Here is a 16992-nt window from a genome sequence, read left to right as displayed (position 1 = left end):
CGGTGAGCAGCGCGACCGCACCGGCGCGCGCGAGCACCCGTGACGAGGCTCGTGCCACGGGCTGGCTCGCCCGGTTCGACTCGCCGGTCGCGACGTACTACCTCCTCGTCTTCGTCACGACGGCCCTCGTCGTCTTCGGGCTCATCATGGTGCTGTCGGCGTCGTCGATCGTCTCGCTCACCGGCAGCACCCGCTCGGCCTACTCGATCTTCCTCAGCCAGGCGATGTTCGCGGCGATCGGCGCGGTCGTGCTCGTCGTCGCCTCGCGGATCCGGGTGGGGGGGTGGAAGCGCCTGGCCCTGCCCGTCCTCGTCGTCGCGATCGTGCTCCAGCTGCTCGTGCTCACCCCGCTCGGCCACGAGGTGAACGGCAACCGGAACTGGCTGCGCCTCGGCCCGGTCACCGTGCAGCCCTCGGAGGTCGTCAAGGTGGGGCTCGTGCTCGCCGGTGGCCTCGTGCTCGCCGCCAAGCGCAGGACGCTGCACGCGTTCTCCCACGTGCTCGTGCCCTACCTCGTCCCCATCGCCGCCCTGAGCATCGGGGCCGTCGTCCTCGGCCACGACCTCGGCACCGTGCTCATCCTCGGCGCGATCGTCGCCGGGGTGCTCTTCGCGGCCGGGATTCCGATGCGCTGGTTCGCCTTCGCGGGCATCCCCTTCGTCGCCATGGCCGTCGCGTTCGTCGTGACGAGCCCGAACCGGCTCGGCCGCCTCGACGTGTGGCTCGGGCGGAACACCGACGAGTGGGGGGCGGCCCGCCAGCCCATCCACGGTCGCTTCGCCCTCGCCGACGGCGGGTGGTTCGGCCTCGGCCTCGGCGCCAGCCGCGAGAAGTGGGGCCTGCTCTCCGAGCCGCACAACGACTTCATCTTCGCGATCATCGGCGAGGAGCTCGGCCTGCCCGGCACCCTCGCCGTCCTCGTCCTCTTCGCCGGCCTGGCCCTCGCGTGCCACCGGCTCGTCATGCGCACCGACGACTTCTTCGTGCGCGTCACGACCGCCGGCATCATGACGTGGATCGTCGTCCAGGCCCTCATCAACATCGGAGCCGTCATCAACCTCCTGCCCGTCATCGGCGTGCCGCTGCCGCTCGTGTCGTCCGGTGGGTCCTCGCTCGTCACGACGATGTTCGCGCTCGGCGTCCTGCTGTCCTTCGCCCGTTCCGAGCCGGGATGCGCCGAGGCGCTGGCCGCGCGGCCGTCGACGCTGCGCCGCTCGCTCGCGGTGCTGCCCGGAGTGGGCCGGCTGCGGCGGGCCCGCTCATGACCGCCAACGGCCCCCGGTCGGTGCTCCTCGCGGGGGGCGGCACCGCCGGGCACGTCTCACCGCTGCTGGCCCTCGCCGACTGCCTCGGCCGGCGGTACCCCGGCATCCGCCTCACCGCGCTCGGCACGGCGGCGGGCCTGGAGGCACGCCTCGTCCCCGAGCGCGGCTACCCGCTCCTCGAGGTGCCGAAGGTGCCCTTCCCGCGGCGTCCCTCCGGCGACCTCCTGCGCCTCCCGGGCAACCTGCGCCGGGCGGTCCGGGCCGCCGAGCACGCCATCGACAGCACCGCGGCCGAGGTCGTCGTCGGCTTCGGCGGCTACGTCTCCACCCCCGCCTACCTCGCCGCACGGCGCCACGGCACCCCCGTCGTCGTGCACGAGCAGAACGCCCGCCCGGGCCTGGCGAACCGGCTCGGCGCCCGCGTTGCCGCCGGAGTCGGCGTCACCTTTCCGGGCACGGCCCTGCCCCGTGCGACCGTCACGGGGATGCCGTTGCGGCGCGAGATCTCGACGCTCGACCGCATGGCGCGCCGTGCCGAGGCGAGGGCCCACTTCGGGCTGGCCCACGCCCCCACCGTGCTCGTCACCGGCGGCTCGCTCGGTGCCCAGCGCCTCAACGAGGCCTTCGCCGGGGCGGCCGCCGCCCTCTCGGCGGCCGGCGTCCAGGTGCTCCACGTGGCGGGCACCGGCAAGGAGTTCGTCCCCGAGGGGGCGAGCGGTGCGCCGTACGTCGTCCTGCCGTACTGCGACCGGATGGACCTCGCCTACGCCGCCGCCGACCTCGTCGTCGCCCGGTCCGGGGCCAACACCGTGTGCGAGCTCACCGCGGTCGGCCTGCCCGCCGTGTACGTCCCGCTGCCGATCGGCAACGGTGAGCAGCGGCTCAACGCCGCGGCCGTCATCGCGGCCGGGGGAGGGCTGCTCGTCGACGACGCGCGGGTGTCCGCGGCCTGGGTCGACGAGGTCGTGCGCCCGCTCGCCCTCGACCCGGCCCGGCTCGCGACGATGGCCACGGCATCCGCCTCGGTCGGGGAGCGCGGCGGCGACGAGCTGCTCGCCGACCTCGTCGTCGCGGCCGCCGCCGGGGGGCGCTGACCGTGGCCCGACCCCCGGCCCGGTTCGACTTCACCGCGCCCGTGCCACCGCTGGCGAACCTCGGGCGGGTGCACCTCATCGCGATCGGCGGTGCCGGCATGTCCGCCGTCGCCCGCCTCCTCCTCGCCCGTGGCGTCACGGTGAGCGGCTCCGACGCCGCCGACGGCGCGACGCTGCACGCGCTGCGCGACAGCGGGGCCCGCGTGCACGTGGGCCACGACCCGGCCCACCTCGAGGCCGTCGACACCGTCGTCGTGTCGTCGGCGATCCGCGACGACAACGTCGAGCTCGCGGCCGCGCGTGCCGCGGGGCTGCGGGTCCTCCACCGCGCGCAGGCCCTCGCCGCGCTCATGGAGGGCTCGCGCCGGGTCGCCGTCGCCGGCGCGAACGGCAAGACGACGACGACCTCGATGCTCGTCGTCGGGCTCGTCGCCGCCGGGGCCGACCCGTCGTTCGCCTCGGGCGGTGAGATCGCGCAACTCGGCACGAACGCCACGCTCGGCGCCGGCCCCGCGTTCGTCGTCGAGGCCGACGAGAGTGACGGGTCGTTCCTCGTCTACCGTCCCGAGGTCGCGGTGGTGACGAACGTGCAGCCCGACCACCTCGACTTCTACGGCACCGCGGAGCAGGTCGCCGATGCCTACGCCGGGTTCGCCGCGACCGTCCCGGAGGGCGGCCTCGTCGTCGTCTGCCACGACGACCCGGGGTCGCGGCGCCTCGGCGACGACCTGCGCCGCCGCGGTGGGCGCACCGTGGTCTCCTACGGCTACGGCGAGGGCAGCGACCTGCGCGTGCTCGGCACGACCGCCGACGGGCTCGGCACCCGCTCCGTCCTGCGTGACGAGGGCGCCGACCGCACCCTCGACCTCCTCGTGCCCGGCGAGCACAACGTCCTCGACGCGTGCGGCGCCTACCTCGCCGCGGTCCGCGGGCTGGGCGCCGACCCGGATGCCGTGCTCTCCGGCCTCTCCGGCTTCGGCGGTGCCCGCCGCCGCTTCGAGGTGCGCGGCGAGGTCGAGGGCGTCACCGTCGTCGACGACTACGCGCACAACCCGGCGAAGGTCGCCGCGGTCGTCGGCACCGCCGCGCAGGTCGTGCGCCGCGCCGGCCCGGGCTCGCTGCGCGTCGTCTTCCAGCCGCACCTGTACTCCCGCACCCGCGACTTCGCGGCCGACTTCGCCCGCGCCCTCGCCCCGGCCGACCAGGTCGTCATCCTCGACGTCTACGGCGCGCGCGAGGCACCCCTCGACGGCGTGACCTCGGCCCTCGTCGGCGACCCGCTCGCCGACCTGCCGGGGGAGCGCACCGTGGTCGTCGGGGCGACCCGTGACGAGGCCGTCGCCGCCGTCGTCGGGGCGGCCCGGCCCGGGGACCTCGTGCTCACCGTCGGGGCCGGCGACGTCACGGCGCTCGCCCCGCTCGTCCTCGAGGGGTTGCGGCGGCGGGCCGGCGGGGGGCCCCCGTGAGCCTGCGCACCGACGGCACCGCGACCGAGCACGGCGTGGCGTCCGCCGCCAACCGGTTCCGGGAGAGGGCGCTGTCCAACCGGCGCCGGCCCTGGCGCCGGGCGCTGCTCACGGCGCTCGCCGTCGGGGTCGTCGCCGGCCTCGTCTGGGTGCTCGGGTGGAGCACGGTGTTCGGCGTCGAGGAGGTCGACGTGACCGGCACGACCGGCACCGAGGCCGAGGCGGTCGCCGAGCTCGTCGAGGTCGCGCCCGGCACCCCGCTCGCCCGGGTCGACACCGACGCCGTCGCAGACCGGGTGCGGTCCCGCGTCACCATCGCCGAGGTGTCGGTGCGCCGGTCGTGGCCGCGCACGCTGAGCGTCGAGGTCGTCGAGCGCACGCCCGCGATCGTCGTGCGCAACCCTGAAGGTCGACTCGAGGTCGTGGATGCCGAAGGGGTGTCGTTCCGCGTCGTGCGGACCGCGCCGAAGGGCGTGCCGGTCGTCACGGCGGCCGGATCGCGGGGAACGACCCGCGAGGCGCTCCAGGCGTCCCTCGCCCTCCTCGAGGCGTTGCCGAGCGACCTGGCGCCGCAGGTCTCCGGGATCACCGTGAGCAGCGCGAACCTCGTGACGTTCACCCTGGGCAAGCGCACTGTCGTCTGGGGCGGCGGCGAGGACTCCGAGCGCAAGGTCGCGATCCTCGCCGCGCTGCTCCCGACGAAGGCCAAGGTCATCGACGTCAGCGCCCCCGACACCCCCGTCACCCGCTGAGCGGCTGACCCGGGCCTCCCTGGGAGTGACCCGGCTCTCTCTGGGAGTTGACCCGGCCCCAACTCCCCGGGCCCACTTCGTCGGAGTGACCGGGCCCCACTTCCTGGGAGTGGCCGGGCCCCACTTCCTCGGAGTGACCGGGCCTCACTCCCCAACCTGCTGTGCTCCGTGTGACTGGTGGGACGCATGGGGCGGATGTGACCAGAGATCACTCACGTGCGAGGATTTCCCGAGGGGATGTCGCGACACGCCCACCGCCTCTTTGCCTGACCCCGCGGCCCGACCTAGCGTCGACCCATCGAACCGCGACCACACCATGACTGTCAACCTCAGGGTGAGGGTTTCGGAACACAGCACGACCCGACCGACTCCGTCCCAGGTGATCCTCGGACCCAGTGAAAGACCAGTGGAAGGCCCGCATCGTGGCAGCACCCCAGAACTACCTCGCCGTCATCAAGGTCGTCGGCATCGGCGGCGGCGGTGTCAACGCCATCAACCGGATGATCGAGGTCGGCCTCAAGGGCGTCGAGTTCATCGCGGTCAACACCGACGCCCAGGCGCTCCTCATGAGCGATGCCGACGTCAAGCTCGACGTCGGCCGCGAGCTGACCCGCGGGCTCGGCGCCGGCGCCGACCCCGAGGTCGGCAAGAAGGCCGCCGAGGACCACGCGGAGGAGATCGAGGAGGTCCTCAAGGGGGCCGACATGGTCTTCGTCACCGCGGGTGAGGGCGGTGGCACCGGCACCGGGGGCGCGCCCGTCGTTGCCCGCATCGCCAAGGGCCTGGGCGCCCTGACGATCGGTGTCGTCACCCGCCCGTTCACCTTCGAGGGCCGGCGCCGGGCCAACCAGGCCGAGACGGGCATCGCCGCGCTGCGCGAGGAGGTCGACACCCTCATCGTCATCCCGAACGACCGACTCCTGTCGATCAGCGACCGGGGTGTGTCGATGCTCGACGCGTTCCGCAGCGCCGACCAGGTGCTGCTCTCCGGTGTCCAGGGCATCACCGACCTCATCACGACGCCGGGGCTCATCAACCTCGACTTCGCCGACGTCAAGTCGGTCATGCAGGGTGCCGGCTCGGCCCTCATGGGCATCGGCTCCGCGCGGGGCGAGGACCGCGCCGTCCAGGCGGCCGAGCTCGCGATCTCGAGCCCGCTCCTCGAGGCGAGCATCGACGGCGCCCACGGTGTCCTGCTCTCCATCCAGGGCGGCAGCGACCTCGGCCTGTTCGAGATCAACGAGGCGGCCCGCCTCGTCCAGGAGGCCGCGCACCCCGAGGCGAACATCATCTTCGGTGCGGTCATCGACGACGCGCTCGGCGACGAGGTGCGGGTCACCGTCATCGCCGCCGGGTTCGACGGCGGGGCGCCCCAGCACCGCGCCGACGACCGCGCGCTCGGCACCGTGCAGGGCCGCTCGGTCCCGACCCCGACGCCGACGCCCGCCGTCAACGGGCACCGGTCGGCGCCGACGCCGGCCCCGCCGGAGCAGCCCGAGCCGGCCGCCGAGGAGCCGGCGGTGCGCACCGAGCGGGTCGACGCGCACGTCGAGCCCGCGCGCCAGCCCCAGCCGGCGCAGGGGCCGCCGCGCACCGTGACGTTCGACGAGAACGACGACCTCGACGTCCCGGACTTCCTCAAGTAACCGTCCCCGACGCGAGCACGAGGGGCGGGCCGGTTCTCCGGCCCGCCCCTCGGCATGTCGCGGGGCAGGGTGCTGCGGGATGTGCCGCGTGTGTCGTCGAAGGGTTGTCCGGGACGCGGTGCCCTCCGGACGTACGGTGGGGGGGTGTTCGCCTGGCATGAGCAGCGCAGCGGGGTGGTCCGCGCCGTCACCGACCGGGTGGGTGGGGTGAGCGAGGGGCCGTACGCGGGGCTCAACCTCGGTGCCCACGTCGACGACGACCCGGGTGCCGTCGCGCACAACCGCGCCCTGCTCGCCGAGGCGCTCGGACGCCCGGTCGTCTACATGGAGCAGTGCCACGGGGCCGACGTCGTCGTCGTCGACGACGTACCGGACCAGCCGCCCGCGTGCGACGCCGTCGTCACGACGTCGACCGAGGTGGCCCTCGCGGCACTCGTCGCTGACTGCGTCCCGGTGCTGCTCTCGGGGACGGGTGGCGTCGTCGCGGCGGTCCACGCCGGCCGCCCGGGCCTGGTCGCCGGCGTCGTCGGGCGGGCCCTCGAGGCAATGCGCGACCTCGGCGCCGGCGAGGTGGATGCCGTCGTCGGGCCCGCGGTGTGCGGACGCTGCTACGAGGTGCCGGCCGAGCTGCGCGACGCCGCCGCCCGGGTCCAGCCGGTGAGCGCCGCCGTCTCGTGGACGGGGACGCCCGCGGTCGACGTCGCCGCCGGGGTGGTGGCCGCCTTGCACGAGGCCGACGTCGCCGTGCGCTGGGTGCCGGGCTGCTCCCGCGAGCGCGACGACCTCTACTCGTACCGTCGCGACGGTCGCACCGGCCGGTTCGCCGGCGTCGTCGCGAGGGGTGTGGCGTGACCGGGGCCTCCCTGCCGCAGCCGTCGAGCGCGCGCCGGGCCGAGCTCGCCTCGCACCTCGCCGCGGTGCACGCGCGCATCGACCGGGCCCGGCGCGCCGCCGGGCGCGAGGACCCCCTGGCCCTCGTCGTCGTCACGAAGTTCTTCCCGGCCTCCGACATCGACCTCCTCGTCGGGCTCGGCGTCACCGACATCGGCGAGAACCGCGACCAGGAGGCGGCGGCCAAGATGGCCGAGGTCACCCGCCGCGACCTGTTCACCGTCCACTTCATCGGGCAGCTGCAGAGCAACAAGGCGTCCTCGGTCGCCCACTACGCCGACGTCGTGCAGTCGGTCGACCGGCCCAAGCTCGTGCGGGCGCTCGACCGAGCCGCCACGGCATCCGGCCGGGTCCTCGACGTCACCGTGCAGGTCGCGCTCGACGCCGCCGAGGGGCGCGGTGGCGTCGCGGTCCCGGAGGTGCCGGCCCTCGCCGACCTCGTCGCCGGCTCGGCGTCGCTGCGCCTGCGCGGGGTCATGGCGGTGGCGCCGCTCGGAGCCGACCCGCGCCCGGCCTTCGCCCGCCTGCGTGGGGTGAGCGACGGCATCCGCGCGGACCACCCGGCGGCGACGTGGATCTCCGCGGGGATGAGCGGCGACCTCGAGGCGGCCGTCGCCGAGGGAGCGACACACCTGCGTGTCGGCTCGGCAATCCTCGGATCTCGCGAGTCCCACCGGTAACTTCGGTCACGACGCACGGCGCCGAATGGGCGGGGCCGACGACCGAGGAGCACTCAATGGCAGGCGCGCTGCGCAAGACGATGGTCTACCTGGGCCTCGCCGAGGACCAGGGTCGCTATGACGACGAGTACTACGAGGGCTACGACGAGCACGCCGAGCACCCCGACCCCGTCGAGGAGCGCCCCGAGCACCGGGGCGCCGAGGTGACCCACCTGCCCACCCGGCACGCGGTGGCGCACGTCGTGAGCCAGCCCGAGGTGGGGGGCCTCTCCCGGATCACGACGATCCACCCGCGCACGTACAACGAGGCGAAGACGATCGGCGAGAACTTCCGCGACGGCGTGCCGGTCATCATGAACCTCACCGACATGAGCGACGCCGACGCCAAGCGGCTCGTCGACTTCGCGGCCGGGCTCGTCTTCGGGCTGCACGGCTCGATCGAGCGGGTCACCTCCAAGGTCTTCCTCCTCTCGCCCGAGACCGTCGAGGTCAACGCCGAGGAGGGCCCGGTGGTCCCCGGCCGCGGCGTGTTCAACCAGAGCTGACGACCCCCGCGTTCCGGGGCGCCCAGCCACGTCGGTCACACTGCCTGCCATGAATGCCGTGCGCGGGGTCCTGCACTTCGTCGTCTTCCTGTACTTCCTCGTGCTCATCGGGCGCGTCGTCTTCGACTGGATCCGCATCTTCGCGCGCGAGTGGCGACCCCGCGGTGCCGCGCTGCTCGTCGCCGAGCCCGTCTACACGCTCACCGAGCCGCCGCTGCGGGCCCTGCGCAAGGTCGTCCCCCCGTTGCGGCTGGGCGGGGTCTCGATCGACCTGTCGTTCATGGTCCTGTTCTTCCTCGTCTACATCCTCCTTCTCATCCTCTGAGGAGTGTTCTGCCCCAAGGGAACCCGGGCGGCCGGCCGCGGTCGGCGCCGGCGGGGACGAGAGCCCGTGGAGTGGTGCGCAACTCACCGGCTGACGCCGGCAGGGCCAATTCGCGTAGTCTGACAAGTCCGGAACCGGTGCCTCCCCGCGCCCCCGTGCGCTCGTGCACCGGACCGGTGACCGAGACCCACTGGCCGCCCACAGGAGTTGAACATGGCTCTCACGCCCGAGGACGTCCTCAACAAGACGTTCACCCAGACCCAGTTCCGTCGGGGGTACGACGAGCGCGAGGTCGATGACTTCCTCGACGACATCGTCGCCGAGATGCGCCGGATGACCAAGGAGTCCGACGACCTGCGCGGCGAGCTCGACACCGTGCTCGAGGGCAAGGGGATGCCGGTCACGAGCCAGGTGCCCGGCGCCGCCACCAAGGACCTCGACGAGCTGCGCTCGAAGAACGCCACGCTCGCCGCCCGGGTCGCCGAGCTCGAGGGCACCCGCAGTGACCTCACCGCGAAGGTGAGCGAGCTCGAGGGCACGCACAGCGAGCTCACCGCCCGCCTCGGCGAGTTCGAGAACAAGAGCGGCGACATCGAGGTGCGCAACGCCGAGCTGCAGGGCAGGGTCGGCCAGCTCGAGCACCGCAACGCCGAGCTCGAGGCCCAGACCGCCGAGGCCGTGGAGAGGGCGACGGCCCTCGAGGCCGCCAACACCCAGCTCGAGGAGCGCGCCGGGCAGCTCCAGACCCGGGTGCAGGAGCTCGAGGAAGACCTCGGCACGAGCCGTGACGAGCTGGCGGCCCTGCGGACCGAGCGCGAGCAGGAGGCCGCCCGCCTCCAGCAGGAGGACGCCGAGCGTGCAGCCGCCCGCGAGGCGGCCGGCTCGCAGACCGACGAGGAGCTCGTGACCCTGCGCGCCCGCCTCCAGGAGGTCGAGCAGGACGCCCAGAACCGGATCGCGGCTGCGGAGAGCCGGGCCGAGGAGGCCGAGCGCGCCGCCGCGGAGCGGGCCCAGTCCGACGCCGACGGTGCCTCCGGCGCCGCCGCCCTCGCCGGTGCGGGAGGTGGCGCCAGCGCCGCCGGGGTCATCGCCCTCGCCCAGCGGCTGCACGACGAGCACGTCTCGGCCGGTGAGGCCCGGCGTGACGAGCTCGTGGCCGAGGGCCAGCGTCGCCACGACGAGCTCGTGTCGACCGGTCAGGCCCGCCACGACGAGCTCATCAGCACCGCCCAGGCGCAGCACGACGAGCTCATCTCGACGGCGACCGCCCAGCGCGACGAGATGCTCTCGACGGCGACCGCCCAGCGCGACGAGATGCTCTCGACCGCGACGGCCCAGCGCGACGAGATGCTCTCGACCGCGACGGCCCAGCGCGACGAGATGCTCTCGACCGCGACCGCCGAGAGCGAGGAGATGGTGTCGACGGCGACCGCCCAGCGCGACGAGATGCTCTCGACCGCGACCGCCCAGCGCGAGGAGATGCTCACGGAGGCTCGCGAGCGCTCGACCGGGATGGTCGCCGAGGCCCAGCAGAAGAAGGCGGCGGTGCTCGAGGAGCTCGGCCGTGAGCGTGGCCTGCTCGAGCGCAAGATCGAGGAGCTGAGTGGGTTCGAGCGCGACTACCGCTCGCGGCTGCACACCTACATCCAGGGCCAGCTCGCCGAGCTCAAGAACACCGGTGCCGACGCTGCGACGGACGAGGCGGCACAGGACGAGGAGGCCGCGCAGCCCCAGCCCGAGCACCAGGGCTGACGCCCGAGCGCGACGACCCGACGACGGGCCCGGCCACGTGGCCGGGCCCGTCGTCCCCGTCCGCGCCCCGGGTGCTGGGGCGACGGGACCGCTCCGCATCCGCGTGCCGCCGTTGAGGCAGGCAGGCGCACCCCGTATCCTCGCCCCACCAGTCAGGGCCGACGGAGCCCCGGCGTTCACCCGGGAAGTGGGTCCACATGGTTGCCAAGCTCGCGTTGTCCGTGGCCAGGCAGGCCGCCGCGACGGCGCGCAAGGCGGTCGGGGGCCGGGGCGGTCAGTCCACGACCACCTCCTCGACGGGCGCGGCGGGGGAGAGGGCCACGGGCTCGGCAGCGAAGGCTCCCGCGAAGAAGGCGGCACCCAAGGCCCGGGCGACCAAGGCCAGGCCCGCGGCGAAGACGACCACGAGGGCCGCGGCCACGAAGGCCGCGGCCACGAGGGCTGCGGCGACGAAGGCGGCTCCCGCGAAGAAGGCGTCGGCGTCCGCGAGGTCGACGGCGAAGGCCGCACCGGCGACGAAGGCGGCTCCCGCGAAGAAGGGCTCGGCGTCCGCGAGGCCGACGGCGAAGGCCGCGCCGACGACGAAGGCGGCTCCCGCGAAGAAGGCGTCCACGCCCGCGAGGTCGACGGCGAAGGCCGCACCGGCGACCACGGCGGCTCCAGCGAAGTCTGCGACGACCAGGACGTCGCCCGCGAAGAAGGCTCCGGCGACCACGGCGGCTTCCGCGAAGGCGGCAACGACCAAGACGTCGCCCGCGAAGAAGGCTCCGGCGGCCAAGACGTCGGCGGCCAAGGCTCCAGGGGCGAAGGCCGCTCGACCCACGAAGGCCGCCGCGACCACGACGACGGCGACGGCCGCGACGACCACCACTCCCCGGAAGGCAACGCCCGTGACCGACGCCGCACCCTCCGCCCCGGCTTCCGCACGCCGGACCACCGCACCCCGCAAGGCCGCGAAGCAGGTGCTTGCCGTCCGCGACGACGAGTCGCCGTGGACCGCCAAGGAGCTGCGTGAGGTCCGCGCCGAGCTCGAGCACGACATCGCCCAGCTGCGCACCGAGCTCCGGGACGCCGAGAGCGACCTCGTCGACCTCATGCGCGACTCGGGCGACGGTGCCGGCGACGACCAGGCCGACGCCGGGGCGAAGACCTACGAGCGCGAGCAGGAGATCTCCCTCGCCAACAACGCCCGCGAGATGCTCCTCCAGACCGAGCACGCGCTCGAGCGGCTCGACGACGGCAGCTACGGCATCTGCGAGTCCTGCGGCAACCCGATCGGCAAGCTTAGGCTCCAGGCCGCTCCTCGTGCGACCCTATGCATGCCATGCAAGATGAAGCAGGAACGCCGCTGACGCCCGTCCACCCCAGCCCGTCCACGCCGGCCCCGGACCACCCGTCCGCAGGCCGGCGGCGGCTGTACGCCGTCCTGCTCGGGCTCGCGGCCGTCGTCCTCGTGCTCGACCAGGCCACCAAGGTGTGGGCCCTGCGGTCGCTGACGCCGGGCGAGAAGGTCGACCTCCTCGGCTCCGGCATCAGGCTCAACCTCATCCGCAACCCGGGCGCGGCCTTCTCCATCGGCGACGGCGCGACGTGGGTGCTCACGGCCGTCTCGGTCGCCATCCTCGTGTGGGTCGTCGTCGGTGCCCGCCGGGTCGGCAACACGCCCTGGGCCGTCGCCCTCGGCCTGCTGCTCGGTGGCGCGCTCGGCAACCTCGTCGACCGCTTCTTCCGCGAGCCCGGCCCGGGCCGCGGCCACGTCGTCGACTTCATCGACTACTTCGGCTGGTTCGTCGGCAACGTCGCGGACATCGCCATCGTCGTGGGGGCGGGGATCATCATGGTGCTGGCCTACCGCGGCACCTCGATCGCCGGACCGGTGCACCGCGCCGAGCACGCGGATGGCTGACGCCCGCACGGTCCTCGTCCCGGACGGCCTCGAGGGTGAGCGGGTCGACGCCGCGATCGCGCGCCTGTTCGGGCTCTCGCGCACCCGAGCCGCCGACCTCGCCGCCGACGGCGGCGTCAGCGTCAACGCGGCGAGCGTCGGCAAGAGCCACCGGGTCAGTGCCGGCGACCTGCTCGAGGTGCAGCTCCCGGCATCCCCCGCGAGCCCGACCCTCGAGGTCGTCGCCGAGCCCGTGCCGGGGATGACGGTCGTCCACGAGGACGAGGACATCGTCGTCGTCGACAAGCCGGTCGGCGTCGCCGCACACCCGAGCGTCGGGTGGACGGGGCCGAACGTCCTCGCCGGCCTCAAGGCGGCGGGCTACCGTATCTCCACGAGCGGGGCGAGCGAGCGGCAGGGCATCGTGTCTCGCCTCGACGTGGGCACCTCGGGGCTCATGGTCGTCTGCACGAGCGAGCGGGCCTACTCCGTGCTCAAGCGCGCGTTCAAGGAGCGCCGGGTCGACAAGACGTACCACACCCTCGTCCAGGGCCTGCCCGACCCGCTCGTCGGCACGATCGACGCGCCGATCGGGCGCCACCCCGGGCACGACTACCGGTTCGCGGTCATGGACTCCGGCAAGCACGCGGTGACCCACTACGAGCTGCTCGAGGCGTTCCGCCACGCCTCGCTCCTCGAGGTCAGCCTCGAGACGGGTCGCACCCACCAGATCCGGGTGCACATGGCCGCGGTGCGACACCCCTGCGTCGGCGACCTGACCTACGGGGGGGACCCCACCCTGGCCGCCCGGCTCGGGCTCGAGCGGCAGTGGCTGCACGCCGTCGGGCTGGGCTTCGAGCACCCGGGCTCGGGGGAGTGGGTCACCTTCGAGAGCGGCTACCCGCAGGACCTCCAGCAGGCCCTCGACCGACTCTGACGACACGGGCCACGACACGCCGAGGGGTGTCCCCGGGGCGACCTAGGATGGTCGGCGATGTCCTCCCCGACCGCCCCGAGCCCCGCCCCGACGACCAGCAGGCCGAAGGGCTCGGACAGCTTCGTCCACCTTCACGTGCACACCGAGTACTCGATGCTCGACGGGGCCGCGCGGATCGGCGACCTGTTCGCCCGGGCCGCCGAGCTCGGGATGCCGGCGCTCGCCACGACCGACCACGGGTACGTCTTCGGGGCCTACGAGTTCTGGAGGAAGGCGCAGGGCACCGGGGTCAAGCCGATCATCGGGGTCGAGGCCTACGTCACCCCCGGCACGCACCGCACCGACAAGACCCGCGTGAGGTGGGGCGACGAGCGCACGAGCCCGGGCGACGACGTGTCCGGCTCGGGTGCCTACACCCACATGACGCTCCTCGCGCGCGACAACACCGGCCTGCACAACCTCTTCCGCATGGACTCGCAGGCCTCGCTCGACCAGGTCTACGCGAAGTGGCCGCGCGTCGACCGCGAGCTGCTCGACCGCTACGGCCGCGGCCTCGTCGCCACGACCGGGTGCCCGTCGGGCGAGATCCAGACCCGGATCCGGCTCGGGCAGTACGACCTCGCCAAGCAGGCGGCATCCGACCTGCGCGACATCTTCGGCGCCGAGAACTACTTCTGCGAGCTCATGGACCACGGCCTCGACATCGAGCGCCGCGTCCAGAAGGACCTCCTGCGGCTCGCCCGCGAGCTCGACCTGCCGCTCGTCGCGACGAACGACCTGCACTACACCCACCCCGACGACGCCACCGCACACTCGGCGCTGCTGTGCGTGCAGTCCGGGTCGACGCTCATGGACCCCGGTCGCTTCAAGTTCGACGCCGACGACTTCTACCTCAAGAGCCCCGCCGAGATGCGGCACACGTGGCGCGAGCTGCCCGAGGCCTGCGACAACACGCTGCTCATCGCCGAGATGTGCGACGTCTCGTTCACCGAGGGCGAGGGGCGGTTCATGCCGGACTTCCCCTGCCCCCCGGGCGAGAACGCCGAGAGCTGGTTCGTCAAGGAGGTCCAGCGCGGCCTGCACGAGCGCTTCCCCGGCGGCATCCCCGACTACGCGACGAGGCAGGCGGCCTTCGAGACCGAGGTCATCGTCTCCAAGGGCTACGCCTCGTACTTCCTCGTCGTCGCCGACTTCATCACCTGGGCCAAGGACCACGGCATCCGGGTCGGGCCGGGCCGCGGCTCCGGCGCGGGCTCGATGTGCGCCTACGCGATGAAGATCACCGACCTCGACCCGGTCCCGCACGGGCTGATCTTCGAGCGCTTCCTCAACCCCGAGCGGATGTCGATGCCCGACTTCGACGTCGACTTCGACGAGCGTCGCCGTGGTGAGGTCATCCGCTACGTCACGGAGAAGTACGGCAGCGACCGGGTCGCGCAGATCGTCACCTACGGCACGATCAAGGCGAAGCAGGCGGTCAAGGACGCCGCCCGGGTCATGGGCCACCCGTTCTCGGTCGGAGAGCAGCTGACCAAGGCGATGCCGCCGGACGTCATGGGCAAGGGCGTGCCGCTGTCGGGCATCTACGACCCGGGGCACGCGCGCTACGCCGAGGGCAAGGAGTTCCGCGACCTCGTCGCCCAGGAGCAGCACCTCCAGGAGGTCGTCGAGACCGCGAAGGGGCTCGAGGGGCTCAAGCGCCAGTGGGGCGTGCACGCCGCGGGCGTCATCATGAGCAGCGAGCCGCTCGTCGACGTCATCCCGATCATGCGGCGGCTCCAGGACGGCCAGGTCATCACCCAGTTCGACTACCCGAGCTGCGAGGCCCTCGGCCTGGTCAAGATGGACTTCCTCGGCCTGCGCAACCTCACGATCCTCGACGACGCGATCGCGAACGTGCGCAGCAACCGGGGCGAGGACGTCGACCTCGACGCGCTGTCCAAGGACATGACCGACCCGGCCACCTACGAGCTGCTCTCGCGCGGGGACACCCTCGGCGTCTTCCAGCTCGACGGGGGCGGCATGCGCACCCTGCTCAAGCTGATGCAGCCCGACAACTTCGAGGACATCTCGGCCGCGCTCGCGCTCTACCGTCCCGGCCCGATGGGCGTCAACGCGCACACGAACTTCGCCCTGCGCAAGAACGGCAAGCAGGCGCTCACCCCGCTCGACCCGCAGCTCGAGGGCAAGCTGCAGCCCGAGATGGTCGAGGCGCTCGCCCCGATCCTCGGCACGACCTACGGCCTGGTCATCTACCAGGAGCAGGTCATGGAGATCGCCCAGAAGCTCGCCGGCTACACGCTCGGCAACGCCGACCTGCTGCGCCGGGCCATGGGCAAGAAGAAGAAGGAGGTGCTCGACGCCGAGTACGTCCCCTTCTCCGAGGGGATGAAGGCCAAGGGCTTCACCGAGGCGTCGATCGCCGCGCTGTGGAGCGTGCTCGTGCCCTTCTCGGACTACGCGTTCAACAAGGCGCACACGGCCGCCTACGGGCTCGTGTCGTACTGGACGGGTTACCTCAAGGCCAACTACCCCGCCGAGTACATGGCGGCGCTGCTCACCTCGGTCGGCGACGACAAGGACAAGTCGGCCCTCTACCTCGGCGAGTGCCGCCGGATGGGCATCAAGGTGCTGCCGCCCGACGTCAACGACTCGATCGGGCAGTTCGCCGCGGTCGGCACCGACATCCGCTTCGGGCTCCAGGCGATCCGCAACGTCGGCCACAACGTCGTCGAGGCGATCATCGCGGCCCGCGAGGACAAGGGCCGCTTCACCTCCTTCCGCGACTTCATGTCGAAGGTCCCGGCGGTCGTGTGCAACAAGCGCACCATCGAGTCGCTCATCAAGGGTGGGGCCTTCGACGGCCTCGCCGAGACGCGGATGGGCCTGCTGCGGGTCCACGAGGAGTACGTCGACGCGTTCGTCGCCGTCAAGCGCCAGGAGGCCATCGGCCAGGACAGCCTCTTCGGAGCCTTCGGCGACGACTCGGCCGGTGACTCCGGGGCCGACCTCATGGGCCTGAGCCAGGTGCCCGGCGTCGAGTGGGACAAGTCGACCCTGCTGTCCTTCGAGCGCGAGATGCTCGGGCTCTACGTCTCGGACCACCCGCTGTTCGGGGTCGAGCACGTGCTCACCCAGCACGCCGACACCCAGATCGCGGCGCTCACCGCCGACGAGGGCGGCCGGCCCGAGGGTTCGATGGTCACCGTGGCGGGCCTCATCACCGGGCTGCAGGTCAAACGCACGAAGAAGGGCGACCTCTGGGCGATCGCGACGGTCGAGGACCTCGCCGGCTCGATCGAGTGCCTGTTCTTCCCCAGCGCCTACATGACGGTGGGGCCGATGCTGCAGCAGGACACCGTCGCCGTCGTCCGCGGCAAGGTCAACCGGCGCGACGACACCGTTTCGATCTACGCGCAGGAGCTCACGCTCCCCGACGTCAGCGATGGCCCGCGCGGGCCGGTCGTCGTCACGATGGAGACGGTGCGGGCCACCTCGCAGCGCATCGAGGAGCTCAAGGGGGTGCTCACCAACCACCCGGGCACGACCGAGGTGCACCTGCGGCTCGTCAAGCCGGGGCGGTCCGTGGAGATCCGGCTCGACCCGGCCTTCCGGGTCAACGCCACCGAGGCGCTCTTCGGCGACCTCAAGGTGCTCCTCGGTCCACGCTGCATTGCCTGAACGGTCGGGCAACACGGGCGGTGGTATGAGGTGCGTCACCCGTGGATGCCGGGTGCCCCGGGCTCGTGCGCGG

At 73.0% G+C, this 16992-nt stretch carries 15 protein-coding genes; 14 read left to right on the top strand and 1 reads right to left on the bottom strand.

Annotated elements, in window-relative coordinates:
* Window positions 1-2: 2 nt before the first annotated feature.
* The 10 genes from ftsW (at window position 3) to ABD899_RS10650 (ending at window position 10416) form a co-directional block, all read left to right on the top strand.
* A complete protein-coding gene (gene ftsW / locus ABD899_RS10695; protein ID WP_345205601.1) occupies window positions 3-1265 on the top strand; it encodes a putative lipid II flippase FtsW in 1263 nt (420 codons plus the stop codon).
* A complete protein-coding gene (gene murG, locus ABD899_RS10690) occupies window positions 1262-2359 on the top strand; it encodes an undecaprenyldiphospho-muramoylpentapeptide beta-N-acetylglucosaminyltransferase (protein WP_345205598.1) in 1098 nt (365 codons plus the stop codon). The genes ftsW and murG overlap by 4 nt, the downstream gene beginning before the upstream one ends.
* Window positions 2360-2361: 2 nt before the next feature.
* Complete coding sequence (gene murC / locus ABD899_RS10685) at window positions 2362-3825, top strand: UDP-N-acetylmuramate--L-alanine ligase (RefSeq protein ID WP_345205595.1); 1464 nt, start codon at window positions 2362-2364, stop codon at window positions 3823-3825.
* Window positions 3822-4577: a cell division protein FtsQ/DivIB gene (locus ABD899_RS10680; RefSeq protein WP_345205592.1), complete on the top strand. Its 756-nt coding sequence runs from the start codon at window positions 3822-3824 to the stop codon at window positions 4575-4577. The genes murC and ABD899_RS10680 overlap by 4 nt, the downstream gene beginning before the upstream one ends.
* A 422-nt stretch (window positions 4578-4999) precedes the next feature.
* Window positions 5000-6223 (top strand): cell division protein FtsZ, encoded by a 1224-nt coding sequence (ftsZ, locus tag ABD899_RS10675; protein ID WP_345205589.1) that lies wholly within the window; start codon window positions 5000-5002, stop codon window positions 6221-6223.
* Window positions 6224-6367: 144 nt separating this feature from the next.
* Window positions 6368-7075 carry a purine nucleoside phosphorylase YfiH/LACC1 family protein gene (locus tag ABD899_RS10670; RefSeq protein ID WP_345205587.1) on the top strand — a complete coding sequence of 236 codons (708 nt, stop codon included), beginning with the start codon at window positions 6368-6370 and terminating at the stop codon, window positions 7073-7075.
* Window positions 7072-7794 (top strand): YggS family pyridoxal phosphate-dependent enzyme, encoded by a 723-nt coding sequence (locus ABD899_RS10665; RefSeq protein WP_345205585.1) that lies wholly within the window; start codon window positions 7072-7074, stop codon window positions 7792-7794. The genes ABD899_RS10670 and ABD899_RS10665 overlap by 4 nt, the downstream gene beginning before the upstream one ends.
* 56 nt (window positions 7795-7850) lie before the next feature.
* On the top strand, window positions 7851-8339 hold the full coding sequence (locus tag ABD899_RS10660; protein WP_345205584.1) for a cell division protein SepF: 489 nt from the start codon (window positions 7851-7853) through the stop codon (window positions 8337-8339).
* A 49-nt stretch (window positions 8340-8388) separates the two neighbouring features.
* Entirely contained in the window at window positions 8389-8664 is a 276-nt protein-coding gene (locus tag ABD899_RS10655) for a YggT family protein (RefSeq protein WP_345205581.1), read from the top strand.
* Window positions 8665-8877: 213 nt separating this feature from the next.
* Entirely contained in the window at window positions 8878-10416 is a 1539-nt protein-coding gene (locus tag ABD899_RS10650; RefSeq protein ID WP_345205578.1) for a DivIVA domain-containing protein, read from the top strand.
* Between the two features lie 274 nt (window positions 10417-10690).
* Here the strand turns inward: ABD899_RS10650 and ABD899_RS10645 are convergent, their stop codons facing one another.
* On the bottom strand, window positions 10691-11287 hold the full coding sequence (locus ABD899_RS10645; protein ID WP_345205577.1) for a hypothetical protein: 597 nt from the start codon (window positions 11285-11287) through the stop codon (window positions 10691-10693).
* Between the two features lie 19 nt (window positions 11288-11306).
* On the opposite strand from ABD899_RS10645, the gene ABD899_RS10640 reads away from it, so the two are divergent.
* The 4 genes from ABD899_RS10640 to dnaE are packed head-to-tail and all read left to right on the top strand — an operon-like array spanning window position 11307 to window position 16919.
* A complete protein-coding gene (locus tag ABD899_RS10640) occupies window positions 11307-11768 on the top strand; it encodes a TraR/DksA family transcriptional regulator (RefSeq protein WP_345205574.1) in 462 nt (153 codons plus the stop codon).
* Entirely contained in the window at window positions 11741-12322 is a 582-nt protein-coding gene (lspA, locus tag ABD899_RS10635; protein ID WP_345205573.1) for a signal peptidase II, read from the top strand. Before ABD899_RS10640 ends, lspA begins: the two co-directional genes overlap by 28 nt.
* Entirely contained in the window at window positions 12315-13238 is a 924-nt protein-coding gene (locus ABD899_RS10630; RefSeq protein WP_345205571.1) for an RluA family pseudouridine synthase, read from the top strand. Before lspA ends, ABD899_RS10630 begins: the two co-directional genes overlap by 8 nt.
* A 57-nt stretch (window positions 13239-13295) precedes the next feature.
* Window positions 13296-16919: a DNA polymerase III subunit alpha gene (gene dnaE / locus ABD899_RS10625; protein ID WP_345205568.1), complete on the top strand. Its 3624-nt coding sequence runs from the start codon at window positions 13296-13298 to the stop codon at window positions 16917-16919.
* Window positions 16920-16992: the final 73 nt, after the last annotated feature.

This window comes from Fodinibacter luteus (genome assembly GCF_039541575.1).
GTDB classification, from domain to species: Bacteria; Actinomycetota; Actinomycetes; order Actinomycetales; family Dermatophilaceae; genus Fodinibacter; species Fodinibacter luteus.
The sequence above is the reverse complement of the archived record's forward strand: the minus strand, read 5'-3'. Positions and strand labels throughout refer to the sequence as shown.

Bases quoted from the DNA above. Each gene is read 5' to 3' on its own strand.
- ABD899_RS10630 (WP_345205571.1), top strand. From the start codon at position 12,315: ATGGCTGACGCCCGCACGGTCCTCGTCCCGGACGGCCTCGAGGGTGAG.
- murG (WP_345205598.1), top strand. From the start codon at position 1,262: ATGACCGCCAACGGCCCCCGGTCGGTGCTCCTCGCGGGGGGCGGCACC.
- ABD899_RS10650 (WP_345205578.1), top strand. From the start codon at position 8,878: ATGGCTCTCACGCCCGAGGACGTCCTCAACAAGACGTTCACCCAGACC.
- ABD899_RS10655 (WP_345205581.1), top strand. From the start codon at position 8,389: ATGAATGCCGTGCGCGGGGTCCTGCACTTCGTCGTCTTCCTGTACTTC.
- lspA (WP_345205573.1), top strand. From the start codon at position 11,741: ATGCAAGATGAAGCAGGAACGCCGCTGACGCCCGTCCACCCCAGCCCG.
- ABD899_RS10660 (WP_345205584.1), top strand. From the start codon at position 7,851: ATGGCAGGCGCGCTGCGCAAGACGATGGTCTACCTGGGCCTCGCCGAG.
- dnaE (WP_345205568.1), top strand. From the start codon at position 13,296: ATGTCCTCCCCGACCGCCCCGAGCCCCGCCCCGACGACCAGCAGGCCG.